This is a genomic window from Actinomadura rifamycini DSM 43936, assembly GCF_000425065.1.
Lineage (GTDB): Bacteria > Actinomycetota > Actinomycetes > Streptosporangiales > Streptosporangiaceae > Spirillospora > Spirillospora rifamycini.
In genome coordinates, this window is sequence record NZ_AULB01000009.1 from 298,862 (window position 1) to 317,193 (window position 18,332).

Annotated in this window: 18 protein-coding genes; 11 read left to right on the forward strand and 7 right to left on the reverse strand. The window is 74.8% G+C overall.

Annotation, left to right across the window (positions count from 1 at the left end; all coding sequences use genetic code 11):
- Positions 1–101 precede the first annotated feature (101 nt).
- From paaA to paaE, 5 genes are read left to right on the forward strand one after another with little or no spacing between them, the layout of a single operon-like run.
- Positions 102–1,064 (forward strand): 1,2-phenylacetyl-CoA epoxidase subunit PaaA, encoded by a 963-nt coding sequence (paaA, locus tag H505_RS0108185; RefSeq protein ID WP_026401597.1) that lies wholly within the window; start codon positions 102–104, stop codon positions 1,062–1,064.
- A complete protein-coding gene (gene paaB / locus H505_RS0108190) occupies positions 1,061–1,354 on the forward strand; it encodes a 1,2-phenylacetyl-CoA epoxidase subunit PaaB (RefSeq protein ID WP_026401598.1) in 294 nt (97 codons plus the stop codon). Before paaA ends, paaB begins: the two co-directional genes overlap by 4 nt.
- A 13-nt stretch (positions 1,355–1,367) precedes the next feature.
- The gene (gene paaC, locus H505_RS0108195) at positions 1,368–2,300 is read left to right on the forward strand and encodes a 1,2-phenylacetyl-CoA epoxidase subunit PaaC (protein ID WP_026401599.1); all 933 of its coding nucleotides are present in this window, start codon (positions 1,368–1,370) and stop codon (positions 2,298–2,300) included.
- Positions 2,297–2,809 (forward strand): 1,2-phenylacetyl-CoA epoxidase subunit PaaD, encoded by a 513-nt coding sequence (gene paaD, locus H505_RS0108200; protein WP_267898530.1) that lies wholly within the window; start codon positions 2,297–2,299, stop codon positions 2,807–2,809. The genes paaC and paaD overlap by 4 nt, the downstream gene beginning before the upstream one ends.
- 1 nt (position 2,810) lies before the next feature.
- Entirely contained in the window at positions 2,811–3,893 is a 1,083-nt protein-coding gene (paaE, locus tag H505_RS0108205) for a 1,2-phenylacetyl-CoA epoxidase subunit PaaE (RefSeq protein ID WP_026401600.1), read from the forward strand.
- 47 nt (positions 3,894–3,940) lie between these two features.
- Here the strand turns inward: paaE and H505_RS0108210 are convergent, their stop codons facing one another.
- Complete coding sequence (locus H505_RS0108210; RefSeq protein WP_026401601.1) at positions 3,941–4,579, reverse strand: TetR/AcrR family transcriptional regulator; 639 nt, start codon at positions 4,577–4,579, stop codon at positions 3,941–3,943.
- 108 nt (positions 4,580–4,687) lie between these two features.
- On the opposite strand from H505_RS0108210, the gene H505_RS47410 reads away from it, so the two are divergent.
- The 6 genes from H505_RS47410 to H505_RS0108240 all read left to right on the forward strand — a co-directional run bounded on the left by H505_RS47410 (position 4,688) and on the right by H505_RS0108240 (position 13,236).
- Positions 4,688–7,162 carry a hypothetical protein gene (locus H505_RS47410; RefSeq protein WP_157432939.1) on the forward strand — a complete coding sequence of 825 codons (2,475 nt, stop codon included), beginning with the start codon at positions 4,688–4,690 and terminating at the stop codon, positions 7,160–7,162.
- A 210-nt stretch (positions 7,163–7,372) separates the two neighbouring features.
- Positions 7,373–8,146, forward strand: coding sequence for an IclR family transcriptional regulator (locus tag H505_RS40540; RefSeq protein WP_051300423.1), 774 nt, complete (start codon positions 7,373–7,375; stop codon positions 8,144–8,146).
- A 20-nt stretch (positions 8,147–8,166) separates the two neighbouring features.
- Positions 8,167–9,825, forward strand: coding sequence for an OPT/YSL family transporter (locus H505_RS0108225; RefSeq protein ID WP_034517211.1), 1,659 nt, complete (start codon positions 8,167–8,169; stop codon positions 9,823–9,825).
- An 8-nt stretch (positions 9,826–9,833) separates the two neighbouring features.
- Entirely contained in the window at positions 9,834–10,925 is a 1,092-nt protein-coding gene (locus H505_RS0108230; RefSeq protein WP_026401603.1) for a 2,5-dihydroxypyridine 5,6-dioxygenase NicX family protein, read from the forward strand.
- On the forward strand, positions 10,925–12,214 hold the full coding sequence (locus H505_RS0108235) for an alpha/beta fold hydrolase (RefSeq protein ID WP_026401604.1): 1,290 nt from the start codon (positions 10,925–10,927) through the stop codon (positions 12,212–12,214). Before H505_RS0108230 ends, H505_RS0108235 begins: the two co-directional genes overlap by 1 nt.
- A 215-nt stretch (positions 12,215–12,429) precedes the next feature.
- A complete protein-coding gene (locus tag H505_RS0108240; RefSeq protein WP_026401605.1) occupies positions 12,430–13,236 on the forward strand; it encodes a mycofactocin-coupled SDR family oxidoreductase in 807 nt (268 codons plus the stop codon).
- Here H505_RS0108240 and mftF read toward each other — a convergent pair.
- Genes mftF through mftA form a run of 6 tightly spaced genes read right to left on the reverse strand, consistent with a single transcriptional unit; the run spans position 13,226 to position 18,291 of the window.
- Positions 13,226–14,734, reverse strand: a complete 1,509-nt coding sequence (gene mftF / locus H505_RS40545; RefSeq protein ID WP_051300424.1) for a mycofactocin biosynthesis glycosyltransferase MftF — start codon at positions 14,732–14,734, stop codon at positions 13,226–13,228. The two genes, H505_RS0108240 and mftF, sit on opposite strands and share 11 nt — an antisense overlap.
- The gene (gene mftE, locus H505_RS0108250) at positions 14,731–15,444 is read right to left on the reverse strand and encodes a mycofactocin biosynthesis peptidyl-dipeptidase MftE (RefSeq protein WP_026401606.1); all 714 of its coding nucleotides are present in this window, start codon (positions 15,442–15,444) and stop codon (positions 14,731–14,733) included. The genes mftF and mftE overlap by 4 nt, the downstream gene beginning before the upstream one ends.
- Position 15,445: 1 nt before the next feature.
- A complete protein-coding gene (gene mftD, locus H505_RS0108255) occupies positions 15,446–16,630 on the reverse strand; it encodes a pre-mycofactocin synthase MftD (protein WP_026401607.1) in 1,185 nt (394 codons plus the stop codon).
- A 21-nt stretch (positions 16,631–16,651) separates the two neighbouring features.
- Entirely contained in the window at positions 16,652–17,902 is a 1,251-nt protein-coding gene (gene mftC / locus H505_RS0108260) for a mycofactocin radical SAM maturase (RefSeq protein ID WP_051300425.1), read from the reverse strand.
- Positions 17,899–18,174 (reverse strand): mycofactocin biosynthesis chaperone MftB, encoded by a 276-nt coding sequence (gene mftB / locus H505_RS0108265; protein WP_026401609.1) that lies wholly within the window; start codon positions 18,172–18,174, stop codon positions 17,899–17,901. Before mftB ends, mftC begins: the two co-directional genes overlap by 4 nt.
- A 3-nt stretch (positions 18,175–18,177) precedes the next feature.
- A complete protein-coding gene (mftA, locus tag H505_RS51485; protein WP_064743537.1) occupies positions 18,178–18,291 on the reverse strand; it encodes a mycofactocin precursor MftA in 114 nt (37 codons plus the stop codon).
- Positions 18,292–18,332 lie beyond the last annotated feature (41 nt).

Genomic DNA, 18,332 nt, shown 5'->3' on the forward strand with positions numbered 1-18,332 from the left:
GTCTCCTCTCCGAGGCGGGCCCGCACCCCTCTTGCGCCGAGCGGCGGTCTCGTGTCACGTTATTACTGATCGAACGGTAAGTAAATACGCCGGGAGGACCAGTGACGACACGGGCGGAGCCGGACGCGGCGCTCCGGGCGGCGTTCGACGCGACGATCGGGCGGGGCGACCGCATCGAGCCCCGCGACTGGATGCCGGACGCCTACCGCAGGACGCTCGTCCGGCAGATCGCCCAGCACGCGCACTCGGAGATCATCGGCATGCAGCCCGAGGGCGCCTGGATCGGGCGGGCGCCGTCCCTGCGCCGCAAGGCGATCCTGCTGGCCAAGGTGCAGGACGAGGCCGGGCACGGGCTGTACCTGTACTCGGCCTGCGAGACCCTCGGCGTGTCCCGCGCCGAGCTCACGGACCTGCTGCTGGCGGGGAAGCAGAAGTACTCGTCGATCTTCAACTACCCGACCCCGTCCTACGCCGACGTCGGGACGATCGGGTGGCTCGTCGACGGCGCCGCGATCTGCAACCAGGTGCCGCTGTGCCGGACGTCCTACGGCCCCTACGGGCGCGCGATGATCCGCATCTGCAAGGAGGAGTCGTTCCACCAGCGGCAGGGCTACGAGCTGCTGATGACGATGATGCGCGGGACGGACGAGCAGCGCGCCATGGTGCAGGAGTCGGTGGACCGGTTCTGGTGGCCGTCGCTGATGATGTTCGGCCCGCCGGACGCGGAGTCGCCCAACAGCGCGCGGTCGATGGCGTGGGGGGTCAAACGCAACTCCAACGACGAGCTGCGGCAGAAGTTCGTGGACATGACCGTCCCGCAGGCCGAGGCGCTCGGCGTCACCCTGCCCGACCCGGAGCTGCGCTGGAACCCCGAGCGCGGCCACTACGACTTCGGCGAGCCCGACTGGGACGAGTTCGCGGCCGTCCTGCGCGGCGACGGGCCGTGCAACGCGCAGCGCATGGCCCACCGGCGCGCCGCCCACGAGGACGGCGCGTGGGTGCGGGAGGCGGCGACCGCGTTCGCGGAGCGGTCCGCCGAGGACGCGAGAGAGGGGGCGCGATGAGCGCCGACCGGCGGGAATGGCCGCTCTACGAGGTGTTCGTGCGCGGCAAGCGCGGCCTCAACCACGTCCACGTCGGCTCGCTGCACGCCCCGGACGACGTGCTGGCCCTGCGCCACGCGCGCGACGTCTACACGCGGCGCAACGAGGGCGTCAGCATCTGGGTCGTGCGCGCCGACGCCGTCACGGCGTCCAGCCCGGACGAGAAGGACCCGCTGTTCGCCCCGAACGGCGACAAGGTCTACCGGCATCCCACGTTCTACGACATCCCCGGCGACGTGCCGCACATGTGAGGGCGGACCGACCATGAACGACGACCAGACGACCGGCGGGCCGGGCGGCGTCTTCGCCGGCCTCGTCGAGGCCGACGACGACGCGTCGCAGTGGGCCTTCGGCACCGGCTTCGAGGACCCGCTCGCCGGCGTCGACACGACCGTCCCCGACGGCGCCGACCCGGCGGCCCTCGCCGCGTACTGCCTCATGCTCGGCGACGACGCGCTCATCATGTCGCAGCGGCTGGCGGAGTGGTGCAGCCGCGCCCCCGACCTGGAAGAGGACATCGCGCTCGCGAACATGGCCCTCGACCTGCTCGGCCAGGCGCGCCTGCTGCTGTCGCGTGCCGCCGCCGCCGACCCGTCCGTCGTCCCGGCGCTCCCGGCGGGCTCGCCCGTCCCGGCGGAGGACGCGCTCGCGTTCTTCCGCGACGCCGGGGACTTCCGCAACGTGCGGCTCGCCGAGGTCCCGAACGGCGACTTCGCGCACGTCGTCGTCCGCCTCCTGCTGTTCGCCACGGCCCGCCTCGCGCTGCTCGAGCGGCTCCGCGCGAGCCGGGACGGCGTCCTCGCCGCCGTCGCGGCGAAGGGCGCCAAGGAGGTCGCCTACCACCGCGACTGGGCGGGCCGCTGGTTCCTCACCCTCGCGCGGGGCACCGCCGAGTCGCGCCGCAGGCTGGTCGCGGCGCTCGGCGGGCTGTGGCCGCTCCTGCCCGAGCTGTTCGCGCCCCACCCCGTCGAGACGTCCCTCGCGGCGTCCGGAGCCGGCGTCGACCCCGCGTCGGTGCGCGCGGCGGCGGACGCCGTCCTCGCGCAGGTCCTCGCGGTGAGCGGCGTCGAGCGTCCGGACGACGCCCCCGCGCCCGGCGGGACGCCCGGCCGCGACGGCGACCACACCGCCGCGCTCGGCCCGCTGCTCGCCGAGATGCAGGAGGTCGCGCGCGCCCACCCGACGGGGGTCTGGTGAACGCCCGCGACCGCGCCGCCGCGGCCGCCGCCGGGGTGCGGGACCCGGAGATGCCGATGCTCACCCTCGCCGACCTCGGCGTCCTGCGCGGCGTCGAGGTGGTCCCGGACGGGCGGGGCGGGGAGACCGTCGTCGCCTCGATCACCCCCACCTACACCGGCTGCCCCGCCATGGCGACGATGCGCGACGACCTCGTCCACCGGCTGAACGACGCCGGCTTCCCCCGCGTCGAGGTGCGCGTCGTCCTCGACCCGCCCTGGTCCAGCGACTGGATCTCCGAGCGCGGCCGGGCCGCGCTGCGGGAGGCCGGGCTGTCCCCGCCCGGCCCCGCCCGCCGCGCGTCCGGTCCCGTGGCGCTCACGCTCGGGCCGCCCCGGCGCGCGCCCGCCTGCCCGCGCTGCGGCTCGGCGGCCACCCGGCCGACCTCGGAGTTCGGCTCGACCGCCTGCAAGGCCCTCTACCGCTGCACCGACTGCCTCGAGCCCTTCGAGCACGTCAAGGAGATCTGAGATGCCCGCCACCGCGCCCGCGCCCGCCCGGGCGGCCGTCTTCCACCCGCTGGCCGTCGCGGCGGTGGACCGCCTGTGCGAGGACGCCGTGGCGATCACCTTCGACGTGCCGGCGGAGCTGCGCGACGTCTACGACTTCCGGGCCGGGCAGTCGCTCACCCTGCGCCGCGTCGTGGACGGCCGGGAGCACCGCCGGACGTACTCGATCTGCGCGCCCGCCGGCGCGGCCCCGCGCATCGGGGTCCGCGAGATCCCCGACGGGCTGTTCTCGTCCTGGCTCGTGCACGACGTGGCGCCCGGCACGCGCATCGAGGTGGGGCCGCCGACCGGGTCCTGGCGCGCCGACCCCGCGACGGGGGAGCGGCACCTGTGCGTCGCCGCCGGGTCCGGCATCACCCCGCTGCTGTCGGTCGCCTCGACCGTCCTGGCCCACCCGTCCGCGCAGGTGTCGCTGGTCTACGGCAACCGGACGAGCCGCACCGTGATGTTCGCCGAGGAGCTCGGCGACCTGAAGAACCGGTACGGGCCCCGGCTCCAGCTCGTCCACGTGCTGTCCCGCGAACCCCGCGACGCCGAGCTGTTCTCCGGACGGCTCGACCGCGACCGGCTGCACCGCCTGCTCACTGACGTCGCCCCCGCCGAGGTGTTCGACCACGTGTGGCTCTGCGGGCCGCACCCGATGGTCGAGGACGCCCGCGCCGTCCTCGCCGGCCTCGGCGTCCCGCCCGACCGCGTGCACGTCGAGCTGTTCTACGTGGACGCGCCCCCGCCCGAGCCCCGCCGGGCCGCCGGGGCGCCGTCCGGGGCGACGACCGAGCTGACCACGGTCCTCGACGGGCTGCGCACCACCTCGACCGTCTCCCGCGAGACGACGATCCTCGAGGGCGCCCAGGCGACCCGCGCCGACCTGCCGTTCGCCTGCAAGGGCGGCGTCTGCGGGACGTGCCGCGCCGTCGTCCGCGAGGGCGAGGCCGACATGCGCCGCAACCACGCGCTCGAGCCGGCCGAGGTCGACGCCGGTTTCGTCCTCACCTGCCAGACGTTCCCGGTGGGCGGGCGCGTGACCGTCGACTACGACGCCTGACCGCGGGCCCGGACGCCCGACCGCGGACCCGGACGCCCGACCGCCGCCTACGGCGTCCGGCCGCCGCGCGGCCGGAGGCCGTCGAAGGCGATCGTGGTGATCGCGTCCGCGACCGTCGCCGGGTCGTACGCGCCGTCCGCGCGGTACCACTCGACCAGCGAGTTCACCATGCCGAACAGCAGCCGGCTCACCAGCGGCGGCGGCAGGTCGGCGCGCAGGGCGCCCTCGGCGGCGGCGTCCGCGACGAGCGCGGCGAGCCGCTCGTCCAGCCGGCGCCGCCGGTCGAGCGCCGCCAGCTCGACGCCGCTGTTGCCCCGCACCCGCAGCAGCAGCGTGACGGACGGCTGGTGCGCGACCAGCACCTCGACGCTGTGCCGGACGACCTCGCGCAGCCGCTCGTACGCCGTCCGCCCGGCCCGCTCCTCCGCCGCCGCGGTGACCACGGCCGTCAGCTCGTCGAGGGCGTCGTCCAGGGCCTGCCCGAGGAGCTGCTCCTTGCCGGTGACGTGGTGGTAGATCGCCGGTTTGGTGAGCCCCAGCTCCCTGGCCAGGTCGCCCATGCTCGTGGCGTCGTACCCCTTGCGGTTGAACAGCTCCACCGCGGTGCGCAGGATCGCCGCCTGGTCGTATCCGGGACGCCCGCGCCGGCGGCGCGGCGCCGTTCCGTCGGGCCCGGTCGTCGTCATCCGTGCAGCATATGACCTGTCCCGGACGCCCCATCATTCGATACCGATACGAGATTCTCCCGGAATCTGAGAATCGTACGCTTTCGCCTCCGGAAAAAGGGAGGCCGAGTGGAAGTCGTGCGCACCGAAATCGATGGGGTGCCCGTGTTCTGGACCGGGGGAGGGACCGGCGGCGACGAATACCGGGCCGCCCTGGTGTTCCGGGTGGGACGGGCCGACGAGACCCTCGCGCGCGGCGGTCTGACCCATCTCGTCGAGCATCTGGCGCTGCACGCCGTCGGCGAGACGGAATACCACTACAACGGCGCCGTGGACACGAACACCACCATGTTCGTCACCCACGGTGAGGCCGGGAAAGTGGCGGCGTTTCTGACGTCGCTCTGCGATTCGCTGCGCGAACTGCCCGTGGACCGGCTCGACGCGGAGAAGAAGATTCTGCGCACGGAGGCCGAAAGCCGCGACACCGGGCTCGCCGGGCAGATGCTGCTGTGGCGCTACGGCGCCGCCACCTACGGCCTGCCCGCGTACGACGAGCACGGCCTGGCCGCCCACACGGCCGAGGACGTCCAGGCGTGGGCGGCGCACTGGTTCACCAGGCAGAACGCCGCGCTCGCCATCGTCGGGGGGCCGCCGCCCGACGGGCTGGCGCTGCGCCTCCCCGACGGGGAGCGGCGGCCCCTTCCCGCACCGTCCAGCGCCCTCCCGTACACGCCCGCCTACTTCACGGCGAACGTCAAGGGCGTCGCGCTGAACGGCGTCGTGCCGCGCACGATCGCGGGCACCCTCTACGCCGGCGTCCTGAGGCGCCGCCTCCACCGCGTGCTGCGCCGCGACGGCGCGCTCAGCTACACCACCGACGTCGACTACGCGCCCCGCGACGGCGACACCGCGCACATCACCGCGTTCGCGGACGGGCTCGCCGAGGTGCGCCCGGAACTGGCGGAGCGGTTCCTCGCCGAGTTCGACCGCATGGCCGCCGAGCCCGTCGGCGCGGACGAGCTCGCCGAGGTCGCGGACGCGGCCCGCACCCGCGCCGCGTCCGACGACGGCCGCGCCGCGCGGGCCGTCGCGCACAGCGTGGACGAACTGCTCGGGCACCGGTCCCAGACCGTCGAGCAGTACCTCGCCGACCTGGACGCGGTCAAGCCGCAGGACCTCCAGGACGTCGGCCGCGCCGTCCTGGCCGGCGCCCTGCTGATGCTGCCGCACGAGCAGGAGCCGGGCGACGCCCGGTTCCGGCCCGCCCCGACCGCCTCGACGATCGCGGTCGACGGCCGCGTCCACACCCGTCCCGACGAGCCGCGGCTGAGCCTCGTCGTCGGCCGGGAGGGCGTGACGTCCCTGACGGGCCCCGAACTGCGCACCGTCCGCCACGACGCGTGCGCCGCGGTGCTGGCCTGGCCGGACGGCCTGCGGGTGCTCATCGGCCTGGACGGCCTCACCGTCGCCGTCGAGCCGAACCTGTGGGCGGACGGCGCGGGCATCGTCGCCGAGATCGACCGGCACGCGCCCGCCGGCGCGGTCGTGCGGATGCCCGCGCGTCCCGCCGAGCACGTGCCCGAGCGTCCGGAGGCCGCCCCCGCGCCCGAGGAGGACCCGCTCGCGGCGGAACCGCCGCTGACCCGGGCCGTGGCGGCCGTCCGCGGCCTGCGGGGCCGGATCGGGTCGAAGCCGGGCCCCGCCTGGGACGACGCCGCGCTGGCGGCGGCGCTGCCCGCCGTCCGGGGCGGGGACCTGCGCCCCGGCCTGGACCTGCTGGCCCGCAGCCGCGACGACGCCGAGGCGCGCTCGCTGTACGTGGAGAACCTCACCGACGCGGCGCTCGGCCGCGGCGCGGACCTCGCGCGGCTCGCCGCCGACGCCCCCGGCGACCCGGACGTGCAGCTGTGGCTCGGCGCCGTCCGCGTCGGCGAGGCGTGGAAGGCGCGCACCGGGTACCGGGCCGAGTACGTCACGCGGGAGCGGTTCGCCCGGTTCTGGCGGCTGCTCGCCCTCGCCGGGGGACCGCTGCAGAAGGCGGCCGAGCTGCTGCCGGCCGACCCGGTGCCCTGGGACCACCTCCAGCGGTACGGCAACGGCCTGCAGCTCGAGCGGCACGAGCTCGACCGGATGTGGGACGAGCTCAAGGCGCGGCACCCGTCCCTGTACGCCGGGCATGTCACCCGCGTGCAGATCCTGTGCGCGAAGTGGAAGGGCTCGGACGCCGAGGTGCTCGGGTTCGCGGAGCGGACCGTCGCCGACGCCGAGCCCGGGGACCCGGTCACCGCCGTGCTGACGACCGCGCACATGGAGGTCGCGCCGGACGAGAGCTGGGAGATGCTCGACGCCTACATGGCCCGGCCGGAGGTGCACGCCGCCGTGGTCGGCGCGGCCGACCGCTGGCTCGCCGCGCACCGGCCGCACCCCCGCGATCTGGAGGCCCACCACTTCTTCGGTGCCGCGTTCTTCCGCGCGGGCGACCGCGAGCGGGCCCGCCGCCACCTGTCCCGGGTCGGCCGCACCGCACCGCCCCTGCGCGCCTGGGGGTACGCGCCCGATCCGGACCGGCTGCTGGCGCGGGCCCGCCGCGAGGTGGGCGCCTGACCCGCGAGCCCGAGGACGCCCGACAAGCGCCCGTCCGCACGCCGATCAGCGCGTGCGGGCGGGCGCTTCGCGCTGGTCGGAGCGACGTTCGTCGGTAAAAACCCGGTTACTTCCCTCTTTCCGGCTTGACCGTAATGAGCAAACAGCAGATACAGTGCGCCTCAGAAATAGCAACGCTGTTGCGATAAACGCAACAGAGAGGTGGTCGCGTTGGGCGAGCCGGGACGCGGTACGGCGAAGACCCTCGATCGGGGGCTGCTGGTGCTGCTGGCCTTCCAGCATCGGACGGAGTGGGGGGTCAGCGAGCTGGCCAGGGAACTGGGGCTCGACAAGGCGGTCGCGCACCGGCTGCTGACCACGCTCGCGCACCGCGGGTTCGTGCTCGCCGACCCCGACACCCGGCGGTACCGGCTCGGCGTCGCGGTCGGCGTGCTCGCCCGGGCGGCGGAGCGGGGCGGCGCGCTGGAGGCCGCGGCCCGGCCGCTGCTCACCGCGCTGGCCCGCGAGCTGGGCGAGAGCGCCGTCCTCAACGTTCCGCACGGCGCCGGGTACCGGACGGCGCTGGCGGTCGACGCCGCCGGGCCCATGCGGTACTCGGCGATCGTGGGGGAGACGCTCCCGGCCCACGGCGGGGCCGCCGGGCACGCCATCTTCGCGTTCTACCCGGACGACGACGTCCGGCGGCTGCTGGGCGCGGGACCGCTGGAGCGGTTCAGCGACACCACGGTCACCGACCCGAACGGGCTCCGCGCGCTGTACGCGCGGGTCCGCCGGGACCGGGTCTCGATCTCGCACGGCGAGTACGACCTCAACGTCACCTCGGTCGCGGCGCCGGTGTTCGCCGCCGGGGAGGTCGTCGGCTCGCTGGTCGTGATCGGCCCGCACCACAACGTCACGGAGAAGATCGACACCACCATCGCGAGGGTGCGCGGGGCGGCCGAGTCGCTGACCCGCCTGCTCGACGGCGGCGGGGCCGAAGAGTAGCGAGGAAGAGTCCTGTGACCATGCGATCGCTGAAGGGGGCGGCCCTGCACGGGCCGGAGGCGCACCCCCGCGCGCACGAGCCGGTCGTCCTGATCCTCACCATCGTGCTGTCGGTGCTCGGCGCGCTGATCGGCCTGCACCTGGTGACCACGCTCGGCATCTCGGCCAACACCTCGGTCATCGGGGCGCTGATCGCGATGCTCGTGGGGCGGATCCCGGCGCGGAAGCTGCGGGAGATGCGGTCGGTGCACCGGCAGAACCTGGTGCAGAGCGCCATCTCCGGCGCCACGTTCGCCGCCGCGAACTCGCTGCTGGTGCCGATCGGCGTCCCGTTCGTCCTCGGCCGCCCCGACCTGGTGTGGCCGATGCTGCTGGGCGCCGGGATCGGCCTGTTCGTCGACTCCCTGGTGCTGTACCGGGTGTTCGACTCGAAGCTGTTCCCGGCCCGCTCCACCTGGCCGCCCGGCGTCGCGGCGGCGGAGACGATCGTCGCCGGGGACGAGGGCGGCCGCAAAGCCGTCGTGCTGGGCATCGGCGGGCTCGTGGGCTTCCTCGGCTCGTTCGTCAAGGTCGCCGGCAACGCGCTGCCGTTCTCGGCGGCGGGCGTCGCGCTGATCGGCAACATCTGGGCGCTCGGCATGTTCGGCGTCGGGCTGGGCGTGAACCAGTACGGCCAGGAATGGTTCGACATCGACCTCAACGAGATGTACATCCCGCACGGCTTCATGGTCGGCGCCGGGCTCGTCGCCCTCCTGCAGGCCGTGATCCTGCTCGTCCGCAGGCAGCAGGACGGGGACGAGGACGAGGACGGGGACGGCCGGACGGCCGTCGGCGCGCGGACCGGCGAGGCCATGCAGACCACGGTGGACGAGAACGGGCTGCGGCGGGCGCTCACCCAGGGGTACGTCCTGTTCGTGCTCGGTGCGCTGGCGGTCGCGCTGACCGGCGGGATCCTCGGCGAGCTGTCGGTGGTCGAGCTGGTCGGCTGGTGCCTGCTGGCGGGGTTCGCCGCGCTGGTGCACCAGCTGATCGTCGGCCTGGCCGCGATGCACTCGGGCTGGTTCCCGGCGTTCGCGGTCACGCTGATCTTCATGGTGCTGGGCCTGGTCATCGGGATCCCGACCGTGCCGCTGGCGCTGTTCGTCGCCTACATCGCCGCGACCGGCCCCGCGTTCGCCGACATGGGCTACGACCTGAAGGCGGGCTGGATCCTGCGGCAGGGCGGCACCCCGTACCGGCTCGTGGAGCGGGCCGGGCGCAAGCAGCAGTACATCGCGCAGCTCGTCGGCTTCGGCGTCGCGCTCGCGGTGGTCGCGGTGACCTGGAGGTCCTACTTCGAGGGCGGTGAGATCCCGCCGGTGTCGAAGGTGTACGCCGACACCGTCGCGGGCGGCCTCACCGACACCTCCACGCTCACCAACATCCTGATCTGGGCGGTCCCCGGGGCGCTCATCCAGTTCATCGGCGGACCGGAGCGGCAGATGGGCGTGCTGCTGGCCACCGGACTGCTGATCCTCACCCCGTACGCCTGCTGGTTCGTGCTCGGCGCACTGGCCTTCAGGATCATCTGGGCCCGGGTGCGCGGACCCGAGGCCGCGAGCGGCGAGCTGAACCTGATCGGTTCGGGTCTGATCGCCGGAAGCTCGCTCACCGATGTCAGCCGCGTAGTGAAGGGATAAGGCGCACAGTGGAAGTGACCAGCCGGATCGAGTCCCGGCCCGAGTACCTGTCGTACGAGGCCGCGCTCGGCGCCCGCAAGCTCGTCGAGGAGATCATGCTCGTCAAGCCGGGCGAGGACGTGGTGATCACCGCCGACAGCTCCACCGACGCGCGGGTCGTGGACGTCACCGCGCAGGCCGTCGCGGCGGCCGGGGCGACGCCGACCGTCGTGTGGTACCCGACGCGGCCGTCCTCGGCGATGGAGCCGCCCGGCCCCGTCGCGGGCGCGGTCGCCCGGTCGCAGGTGTGGATCGAGTACGCGCTGGCGTACATCATGCACTCGGACGCCTTCCGCGCGGCGATGGCGCAGGGGACCCGCTACGCGAACCTGACCGGCATGGACGTCCAGATGCTCGTCGACACCGTGGCCCGGGTGGACTTCCAGGGCACGATCGACCTCGGCAAGGCGCTGGTGGGCCTGCTGGAGAAGGCCGACGAGGTGCGGATCACCACCCCGGCGGGCACCGACCTGCGGGCCCGCAACGGCGGCCGGCCGATCAACCTGCGCGGCAAGCCCGCCGAGAAGCCGGGCGAGACCGTCATGCTGGCCGGGCAGATCTCCTGGAACCCTCTCGAGGAGACCCAGGAGGGCGTGCTGGTGTTCGACGGCGCCGTGTGGCCGCCGAACGACCTGGGGCTGATCCGCTCGCCCATCCGGATGGAGGTCGAGGAGGGCACGGTGACCTCGATCGAGGGCGAGGGCACCGACGCGACGGTCTTCCGCCGCTGGATGGAGGACCAGGCGGCGTCCGCGGACGACCCGGAGGTCGGCCGCAACATGTACCGGATCGCGCACTGGTCGCTCGGGTTCAACCCCGGCGTGACCAAGCCGACCGGCCGGATCGTGGAGGACGAGCGCATCTTCGGCTGCGTCGAGCTCGGCCTCGGCACGAAGGGCGCCTGGATCGGCGGCGACCCGTTCCTCGCCCCCGCGCACACCGACGGCAGCCTGCTCAACCCGTCCATCTACCTGGACGGCGAGGCGATCGAGATCGAGGGCCGCTACGTGCACCCCGACCTCGTCGAGATCTGCCGCCGCCTCGGGATCCCGGGGTACTGATGATCACCGGAACGTTCCGGCAGCGGGGGCTGGTCTGCACCGACCACGTCGTCGAGGTCCCGCTCGACCACGACCGCCCGGACGGCCCGCGCATCGAGGTGTACGCGCGCGAGGTGGTCGCGGCCGCCAAGGCCGGCGCCGACCTGCCCCGGCTGCTGTTCCTGCAGGGCGGCCCCGGCGGCAAGGCGGTGCGGCCCGCGTCCAAGAGCGGCTTCGTCGGGCGGGCGCTGGACGACCACCGCGTCGTGCTGCTCGACCAGCGCGGCACCGGCCGCTCCGCGCCCGTGAACCGGCGCACCCTCGCCCGCGTCGGCGGCCCGGCCGAGCAGGCCGCGTACCTCGCGCACTTCCGCGCCGACGCGATCGTCCGGGACGCCGAGGTCCTGCGCCGGGAGCTCAACGGCGGGCGCCCGTGGACGACGCTCGGGCAGAGCTACGGCGGCTTCATCACGCTGGCGTACCTGTCGCTGGCGCCCGAGGGGCTGCGGCGGTCGTTCGTCACGGGCGGGCTGCCCACGCTCACCGGCACGGCCGACGACGTCTACCGGCTCACGTTCGACCGGACGCTGGAGAAGAACGAGGAGTACTTCGCCCGCCACCCCGGCGACCGGGAGCTGTGCGCCCGCATCGCCGAGCACCTGCGGACGCGCGACGTGCGGATGCCCACGGGGGAGCGGCTGTCGCCGCGCCGCTTCCAGGGTTTGGGCCTCGGGCTCGGCACCCGGGCGGGCTTCGACTCGCTGCACTTCCTCCTGGAGGAGGCGTTCGTGGAGGGCCCGGAGGGTCCCGAGCTGTCGGACACTTTCCTCGCGGGCGTGCACGACGCGACGAGCCTGGCCGCCCGTCCGCTCTACGCGCTGTTCCAGGAGCTGATCTACGCGCAGGGGCGGGCGACCAACTGGGCCGCCGAGCGCGTCTACCGGCAGCGTCCGGAGTTCGACCTGGACGGCGGCGCGCCGTTCGCCTTCACGGGCGAGACGTACTACCCGTTCCACTTCGCCGAGGACCCGGCGCTCGTGCCGCTGCGCGAGACGGCGGAGCTGCTGGCGGCGAAGGACGACTGGCCGCACCTGTACGACGCGGGCCGGCTCGCCCGCAACGAGGTGCCCGTCTACGCGGCGATCTACCACGACGACATGTTCGTCCCGCGCGAGTTCTCCCTGGAGACGGCGCGCGCGGTGCGCGGGCTGCGGCCGTGGATCACCAACGAGTACGAGCACGACGGGCTGAAGGAGGGCACCGCCGTCCTCGACCGCCTGCTCGGCATGGCCGAGGAGGACGGCGTCTAGGATCGGGCGATCGTGTCGGGGGAGGCGGCCGCACGGCCGCCTCCCTTCGCCGTCCGCGGGGGCGGCGAAGGCCGGGGCGAGCGGGCCGTTGCTCTTTATGGCACCGAGTGCCATCATGCTCGTACCGCTTATCGGCCCGGCCTTCCGCCGGTGCGCGACCTGTCCCTTCGGCCGTACGCCGCGCGTCGCCGGGCCGCCCGACCTGGAGGTTTCGCATGGGACGTTTGACGGGCAAGGTCGCCTTCATCACCGGTGCCGCGCGCGGGCAGGGACGGGCGGAGGCCGTCCGGCTCGCCGCCGAGGGCGCCGACGTCATCGCGATCGACCTCGTGGAGTCGGCCAGCCCGTACGTCCGCTACGAGCCCGCCACGCAGGCGGAACTGGACGAGACGGTGAAGCTCGTCGAGGAGCTGGGCCGCCGGATCGTCGCGCGCAAGGCCGACGTCCGCGACCTGCCCGCGCTGGAGGCGGCCGTCCGGGACGGCGTCGCCGAGCTGGGCCGCCTCGACATCGTGGTCGCCAACGCGGGCATCGTGAACTACGGCCGCACCTGGGAGATCACCGAGGAGCAGTGGCAGGACCTCATCGACGTCAACCTCACCGGCGTGTGGAAGACGGTCAAGGCGACGGTGCCGGTGCTCATCGAGCAGGGGCAGGGCGGCTCGATCATCATCACCAGCTCGGTGGCGGGCTCGAAGGGGCTGCCGTTCCTCGCCCACTACGCCAGCTCCAAGCACGGCGTCGTCGGCCTCGCGAAGGTGCTGGCCAACGAGCTGGGCGAGCACGACATCCGCGTCAACACGATCCACCCGCACGGCGTCGCCACCGGCATGAACGACGGCTCGATGAAGGACTACCTCGAGCAGTCGCCCATGCTCGGCCCCATCTACATGCCGGCGCTGCCCTACCAGGTGGTCCAGCCCGAGGACATCGCGAACATGGTCGCGTTCCTGGCGTCCGACGAGGGCAGGTACGTCACCGGCTCCCAGCTCCGCGTCGACATGGGCAACATCAACCGCTGACCCGGCGCGCCCGCCGCACCGCGGCCCGCGCCGCGGCTCTCGCCCACCCGCCGGCCCGGGCGGCCGAGAGCCCCTCCGGGAACCGGACGTCCGGGCGCAGCGGCGCCGCCGAACGCGCGCGCGCCGACGCGGCCGTCACCCCCGAGCCGTACGCGGCGTCCTCGGCGAGCCGCAGCACCGCGTACCGGACCGGATCGACGTCCGGGCGCTCCCGCAGCCACTCCAGCGCGATCGGCGCGAGCATGGCCGCCGCCGCCGCACGGGCGGTGCGGCTTCGCGGGGCCGCCGCCAGGACGAGCAGCCCGGCGGGCCACCACTCGCGGCGCAGCGCGTGCCCCAGCGCGGCGGCGTCCGCGAGGACGCCCTTGCCGACGATCGCGGCGGCCAGGCTCCAGTCGGCGGGCAGCCGCGCCAGCCGCCGCGCCAGCAGCGCCGCCGCGACCGCCGCGCAGGCCGCGGCGGTCCCCGGACGCCCCCGCGCGAGCAGGCCCAGCACCGCGAGGTTCCACGCCGACGGGCGCGCCGGCGCGAGCCGCCCCGGATGCCGCCGCGCCAGGTCCGCGGCGGACGTCCCGTACTCGTGCCGCCGCCGCGCCCAGTCCACCGGGTGCAGCCGCGACGTGTGCGCGACCCGCGCGCCCGGCTCGTACCGGACGTTCCACCCCAGGTCGCCGAGCCGCCAGACGAAGTCGACGTCCTCGCCGAGCCGCAGCTCCTCGTCGAACGCCCCGCCGGGCCCGAGGCCGCGCGCCGCCGCGACCCGCACCAGCAGCGTCGCCGTCGGCACGAACCCGAGCCGGCCGCCCGGGCGCACCAGCGCGGGCCGGACGCCCATGTCGAGCGCCGACCGGGCGGTCTCGTAGCGGGCGAGCAGCCGGGCGTCGCCGGGGTCCGGACGGACGCGCGGCGCGACGGCCGCCACGCGCGGATCGTCGAAGTGCGGGACGAGGACGTCCAGCCAGCCCGCCTCGGGGCGGCAGTCGGAGTCGACGAACGCGGCGAGCGGCGTCTCCACCAGCCGCAGGCCCGTGTTCCGGGCGGCGGCCGGGCCCCGGTTGACGGGGTGCCGCACCAGCCGGGCCCCGGCGGCCTCGGCGGCCCGGCGCAGCGGCCCGGGATCGGGCGAGGCGTCGTCCACGACGATCACCGGGACGCCCTCGACCGCCGCCAGGCACCGCGCCAGCTCGTCGGCCCGCCCGTACGCGGGGATCACCACGGTCACCCCGTGCGGCCCGGGGCGCGGCGCCGGGACGGGACGGGCCAGCCCGTGGTCGAGCAGCAGCCGGGCCACCGCCCGGCCGACCGGGGAGGGATCGGCGAGCCCGCGCCCGCCCGCGCGGTGCAGCGCCGCCAGGTGCGGTCGGGCGGCGTCGGCCGGGCGCACCACCTTCCACGGCGCGCCTCCGGTCGCCACGCGGCCGCCCGACCACAGCGACGTCCCCTCGTCCAGCACGATCGGGAAGCCGGCGGGCAGGGGGAAGCGCCGCGAGGCGCTCATGTCGCCGCCCCGGGGTCGAGGAACCGGCCGCGCGCGTCCGCGCGCCCGGCGCCGATCCGCCGGACGACCGCCGCCACCATCGCGTCCACGATCTCCCGTCCCCGCTCGGCCGACGCGCCCGCCGGGTCGCCGAGGACGCCCGACGGCGACACCGCCCGGACGCCCCGGGCGACCAGCTCGGGCAGCAGCTCGGCGATCGGCCGGGTGTCGCCCGCGACCGCGCGCGACGGCCGGACGAGCTCCGGCGCGAGATGCAGCATGACCGACGTCTCGGTGAGTCCGGCGTGCGCGTCGCCGCCGGGGACGCCGCAGCCGACCCAGCCCGCGTCGTGCCCCTCGGCGCGCATCCGGCCCGCGGCGGCGTCGAGCGCCGCGGCGTTGCCGCCGTGCCCGTTGACGAAGACGACCCGCCCCGCCCACAGCGCGAGGGACCGCACGGTCTCGACGAGGACGAGCTCGAGCGCGTCCCGTCCGATCGAGACCGTGCCGGGGAAGCCCGCGTGCTCGCCGCTGGACCCGTACGCGAGGGCGGGCGCGACGAGCACGGGGCCGCCGAGCGCGTCGGCCGCGCGCTCGGCGACGGCCCGGGCGACCACCGTGTCGGTGTTCAGCGGCAGGTGCGGGCCGTGCTGCTCGGTCGACCCGACCGGCACCAGCACCGGCGGCCGCTCCCGGACCTCCGGCCACGCGGCCCCGGCCAGGTCCCGCACGTCAGCCCTCCCCGCCGCCCAGCGTCAGCGCGAACCCGGGCGGGATCACCAGGTCGGACGGCGCCAGGTCGCGGACGGACGCGTGGCCGAGGCCCAGCACGGCGGAGTCGAGGCCGCCGCGCATGATGTCCAGCACGTTCTCCACGCCGGCCTGCCCGTTCGCCGCGAGGCCCCACAGGTAGGCGCGGCCGATCAGCACGGCGCGCGCGCCGAGCGCGAGCGCCTTGGCGACGTCCCCGCCGCGCCGCACCCCGCCGTCCAGCAGGACCTCGATCTGGTCGCCGACCGCCTCGGCGACCGACGGCAGCACCCGGATCGTCGCGGGCGTGGTGTCGAGGTTGTTGCCGCCGTGGTTCGACACCGACAGCGCCGTGACCCCCGCGTCCACGGCCCGCTTCGCGTCGTCCACGCGGGTGACGCCCTTGAGCATGAACGGGCCGCCCCACTCCTTGCGCATCCACGCCACGTCCTCCCAGGTGGGCGGCGGGGTCTGCATCCACTCGCCGTACGCGCCGAAGAACGTGGGCGCGGTCCCGCCGGGCGCCCGGAGGTTGGGGGTCGTCAGGTCCGGGATGCGCCCGGTCTTGGCGAACCGCCACAGCCAGCCCGGGTGGGGCAGGACGCCCGGTGCCAGCTTCGCCATCGTCTTCAGGTCGACCTTCTCCGGGATCATGGGGCTGCCCCAGTCCCGCCCGTTGGAGAACGACCAGTCGAGCGTGGCGATGAGGGCCTTCGCCCCGGCGCGGCGCGCGCGGTCCATGCGCTGCACCATCGCGTCCCGGTCGCCGCTCCAGTACATCTGGAAGAAGACGTTCGGGTTGGCCTCGGCGACCTCCTCCACGGGCTTGCTCGCGAACGAGCTGAGCCCCATGATCACGCCGCGGTTCGCGGCGGCCCGCGCCACCGCGACCTCGCCGTCGGGGTGCACGGCCTGCACGCCGGTGGGGGAGATGACCACCGGCATGGACGTCTCCACGCCCATCACGCTCGTGGACAGGTCGCGCTGCGCGCGGTGGCCCGCCACGCGGGGCGCGAACCCGAGGTCGCCGAACGCCTTGCAGTTGTCGCCGACCGTCCGGCCGCGCTCCGAGCCCGCGACCAGCGCCCCGTAGACCATGTGGGGCAGCCGCCGCTTGGCGCGGCGCTGCGCCTCGGCCACGGTCTCGAACCACGGGTTCTGGAACATGTCGTCTCCTGGGGGAAAGGGTCAGGTGATCCGCAGCCCGGCGAGGGGGTTCTCCTCGCAGGCGCTGACGGGCGGGCGGCCCATGTCGGCGCGCCGCCCCAGCCGGACCAGGACGGGCTCCCGGCGGCGGGGCGGCGAGGTCCGGTGCGAGTGGTCGCCGGACGGCTTCGGGATGCCCGACCGGTCCTCGGGCCGTCCGGCCAGCAGCTTCTCGCCGTGGCCCTGCACGCACTCCGGGTCGGGCCCGTCCAGTGGGAGCCCGGTGAAGAACTTCGCGGCCATGCAGCCGCCCTTGCAGGTGTCGTAGAAGCCGCACGAGGCGCAGGCGCCGCCCGTCTGCGGCTCCCGCAGGCCCGCGAACAGGTCCGACTCGCGCCACACCCGCGCGAACCCGCCGGGCTCGCGGACGTTCCCCGCGAGGAACTCGTCGTGGATGGCGAACGGGCACGCGTACACGTCCCCGACGGGGTCGATGAGGCACACCACGCGCCCCGCGCCGCACAGGTTCAGCCCCGGCAGCGACTGGCCGTAGGCCGAGAGGTGGAAGAACGAGTCGCCGGTCAGCACACGGTCGCCGTGCGCGAGGAGCCAGTCGTACAGCTCGCGCTGCTGCGCCTGCGTCGGGTGCAGCTCGTCCCACACGTCCGCCCCGCGCCCGGACGGGCGCAGCCGCGTCAGCCGGAGCTGCGCGCCGTACTCGTCGGCGATGGCCTTGAAGGCGTCCATCTGCGGGATGTTGTGCCGCGTGCAGACCACCGACAGCTTGAAGTTCCGCATGCCCGCGTCGGCGAGGTTCCGCATGGCGCGCATCGCGGTGTCGTACGACCCCGCGCCCCGCACCGCGTCGTTCACCTCGGGCGTGGCGCCGTCCAGCGAGATCTGGACGTCCACGTAGTCGTTGGCGGCCAGCCGCCGGGCGACCTCGGGCGTGATGCGGACGCCGTTCGTGGAGAACTTCACGCCCACATGGTGAGCGGTGGCGTAGTCGAGCAGCTCCCAGAAGTCGGACCGGACCGTGGGCTCGCCGCCCCCGATGTTGACGTAGAAGACCTGCATGGCCTCCAGCTCGTCGATGACGGCCTTCGCCTCGGCCGTCGAGAGCTCGCGCGGGTCGCGGCGCCCCGAGCTGGACAGGCAGTGCGCGCACGAGAGGTTGCAGGCGTAGGTGAGCTCCCAGGTCAGGCAGATCGGCGCGTCGAGCCCGCGCTCGAACAGGTCGACCAGCCGGGGGCCGGTGGTCTGCGCGGCCTGGCTTGCGGCGTCGGTGGTCACGGCGTCCTTTCCACGAGCATGGACGAGCTTGCGAGCGCGCCGAGCGCCGCGCCGTACCGGGGCAGGTCGGACGCGGGCACGTCGGCCGCCGCGCAGGCGTCCCGGGCGGTGGGCGCGTCGCGCAGCCCCCGGACGACCTCCAGCAGGCGCCGGTCCTTGAGGAACGACAGCTTGCGGGTGCCGAAGTGGTAGAGCAGCGCGCCGAAGGGTTCGGGCCGCACCGAGACCTGCGGGTGCAGGTCCCAGGCGCGGTCCAGGTCGATCGCCGGCACGGCCTAGTAGACGCCGCACATGCCGTCGATCGAGACCTCCTCGATCAGCGACTCGGCGGCCGCGGCGTCCTCGGTCCGCTCGTCGGCGCTCTGGTTCTCGGTGGCGGCGCTGTCCATGGCGTCCTCCTTCGTTCGCGTGCGGCGGCCGTCTCCCGTGC

What these genes read in the sequence shown, in the direction of transcription:
- paaB (WP_026401598.1), top strand. Translation starts at nt 1,061, where the DNA reads ATGAGCGCCGACCGGCGGGAATGGCCGCTCTACGAGGTGTTCGTGCGC.
- paaC (WP_026401599.1), top strand. Translation starts at nt 1,368, where the DNA reads ATGAACGACGACCAGACGACCGGCGGGCCGGGCGGCGTCTTCGCCGGC.
- paaE (WP_026401600.1), top strand. Translation starts at nt 2,811, where the DNA reads ATGCCCGCCACCGCGCCCGCGCCCGCCCGGGCGGCCGTCTTCCACCCG.
- H505_RS0108210 (WP_026401601.1), bottom strand. Translation starts at nt 4,579, where the DNA reads ATGACGACGACCGGGCCCGACGGAACGGCGCCGCGCCGCCGGCGCGGG.
- H505_RS0108225 (WP_034517211.1), top strand. Translation starts at nt 8,167, where the DNA reads ATGCGATCGCTGAAGGGGGCGGCCCTGCACGGGCCGGAGGCGCACCCC.
- H505_RS0108235 (WP_026401604.1), top strand. Translation starts at nt 10,925, where the DNA reads ATGATCACCGGAACGTTCCGGCAGCGGGGGCTGGTCTGCACCGACCAC.
- H505_RS0108240 (WP_026401605.1), top strand. Translation starts at nt 12,430, where the DNA reads ATGGGACGTTTGACGGGCAAGGTCGCCTTCATCACCGGTGCCGCGCGC.
- mftF (WP_051300424.1), bottom strand. Translation starts at nt 14,734, where the DNA reads ATGAGCGCCTCGCGGCGCTTCCCCCTGCCCGCCGGCTTCCCGATCGTG.
- mftD (WP_026401607.1), bottom strand. Translation starts at nt 16,630, where the DNA reads ATGTTCCAGAACCCGTGGTTCGAGACCGTGGCCGAGGCGCAGCGCCGC.
- mftA (WP_064743537.1), bottom strand. Translation starts at nt 18,291, where the DNA reads ATGGACAGCGCCGCCACCGAGAACCAGAGCGCCGACGAGCGGACCGAG.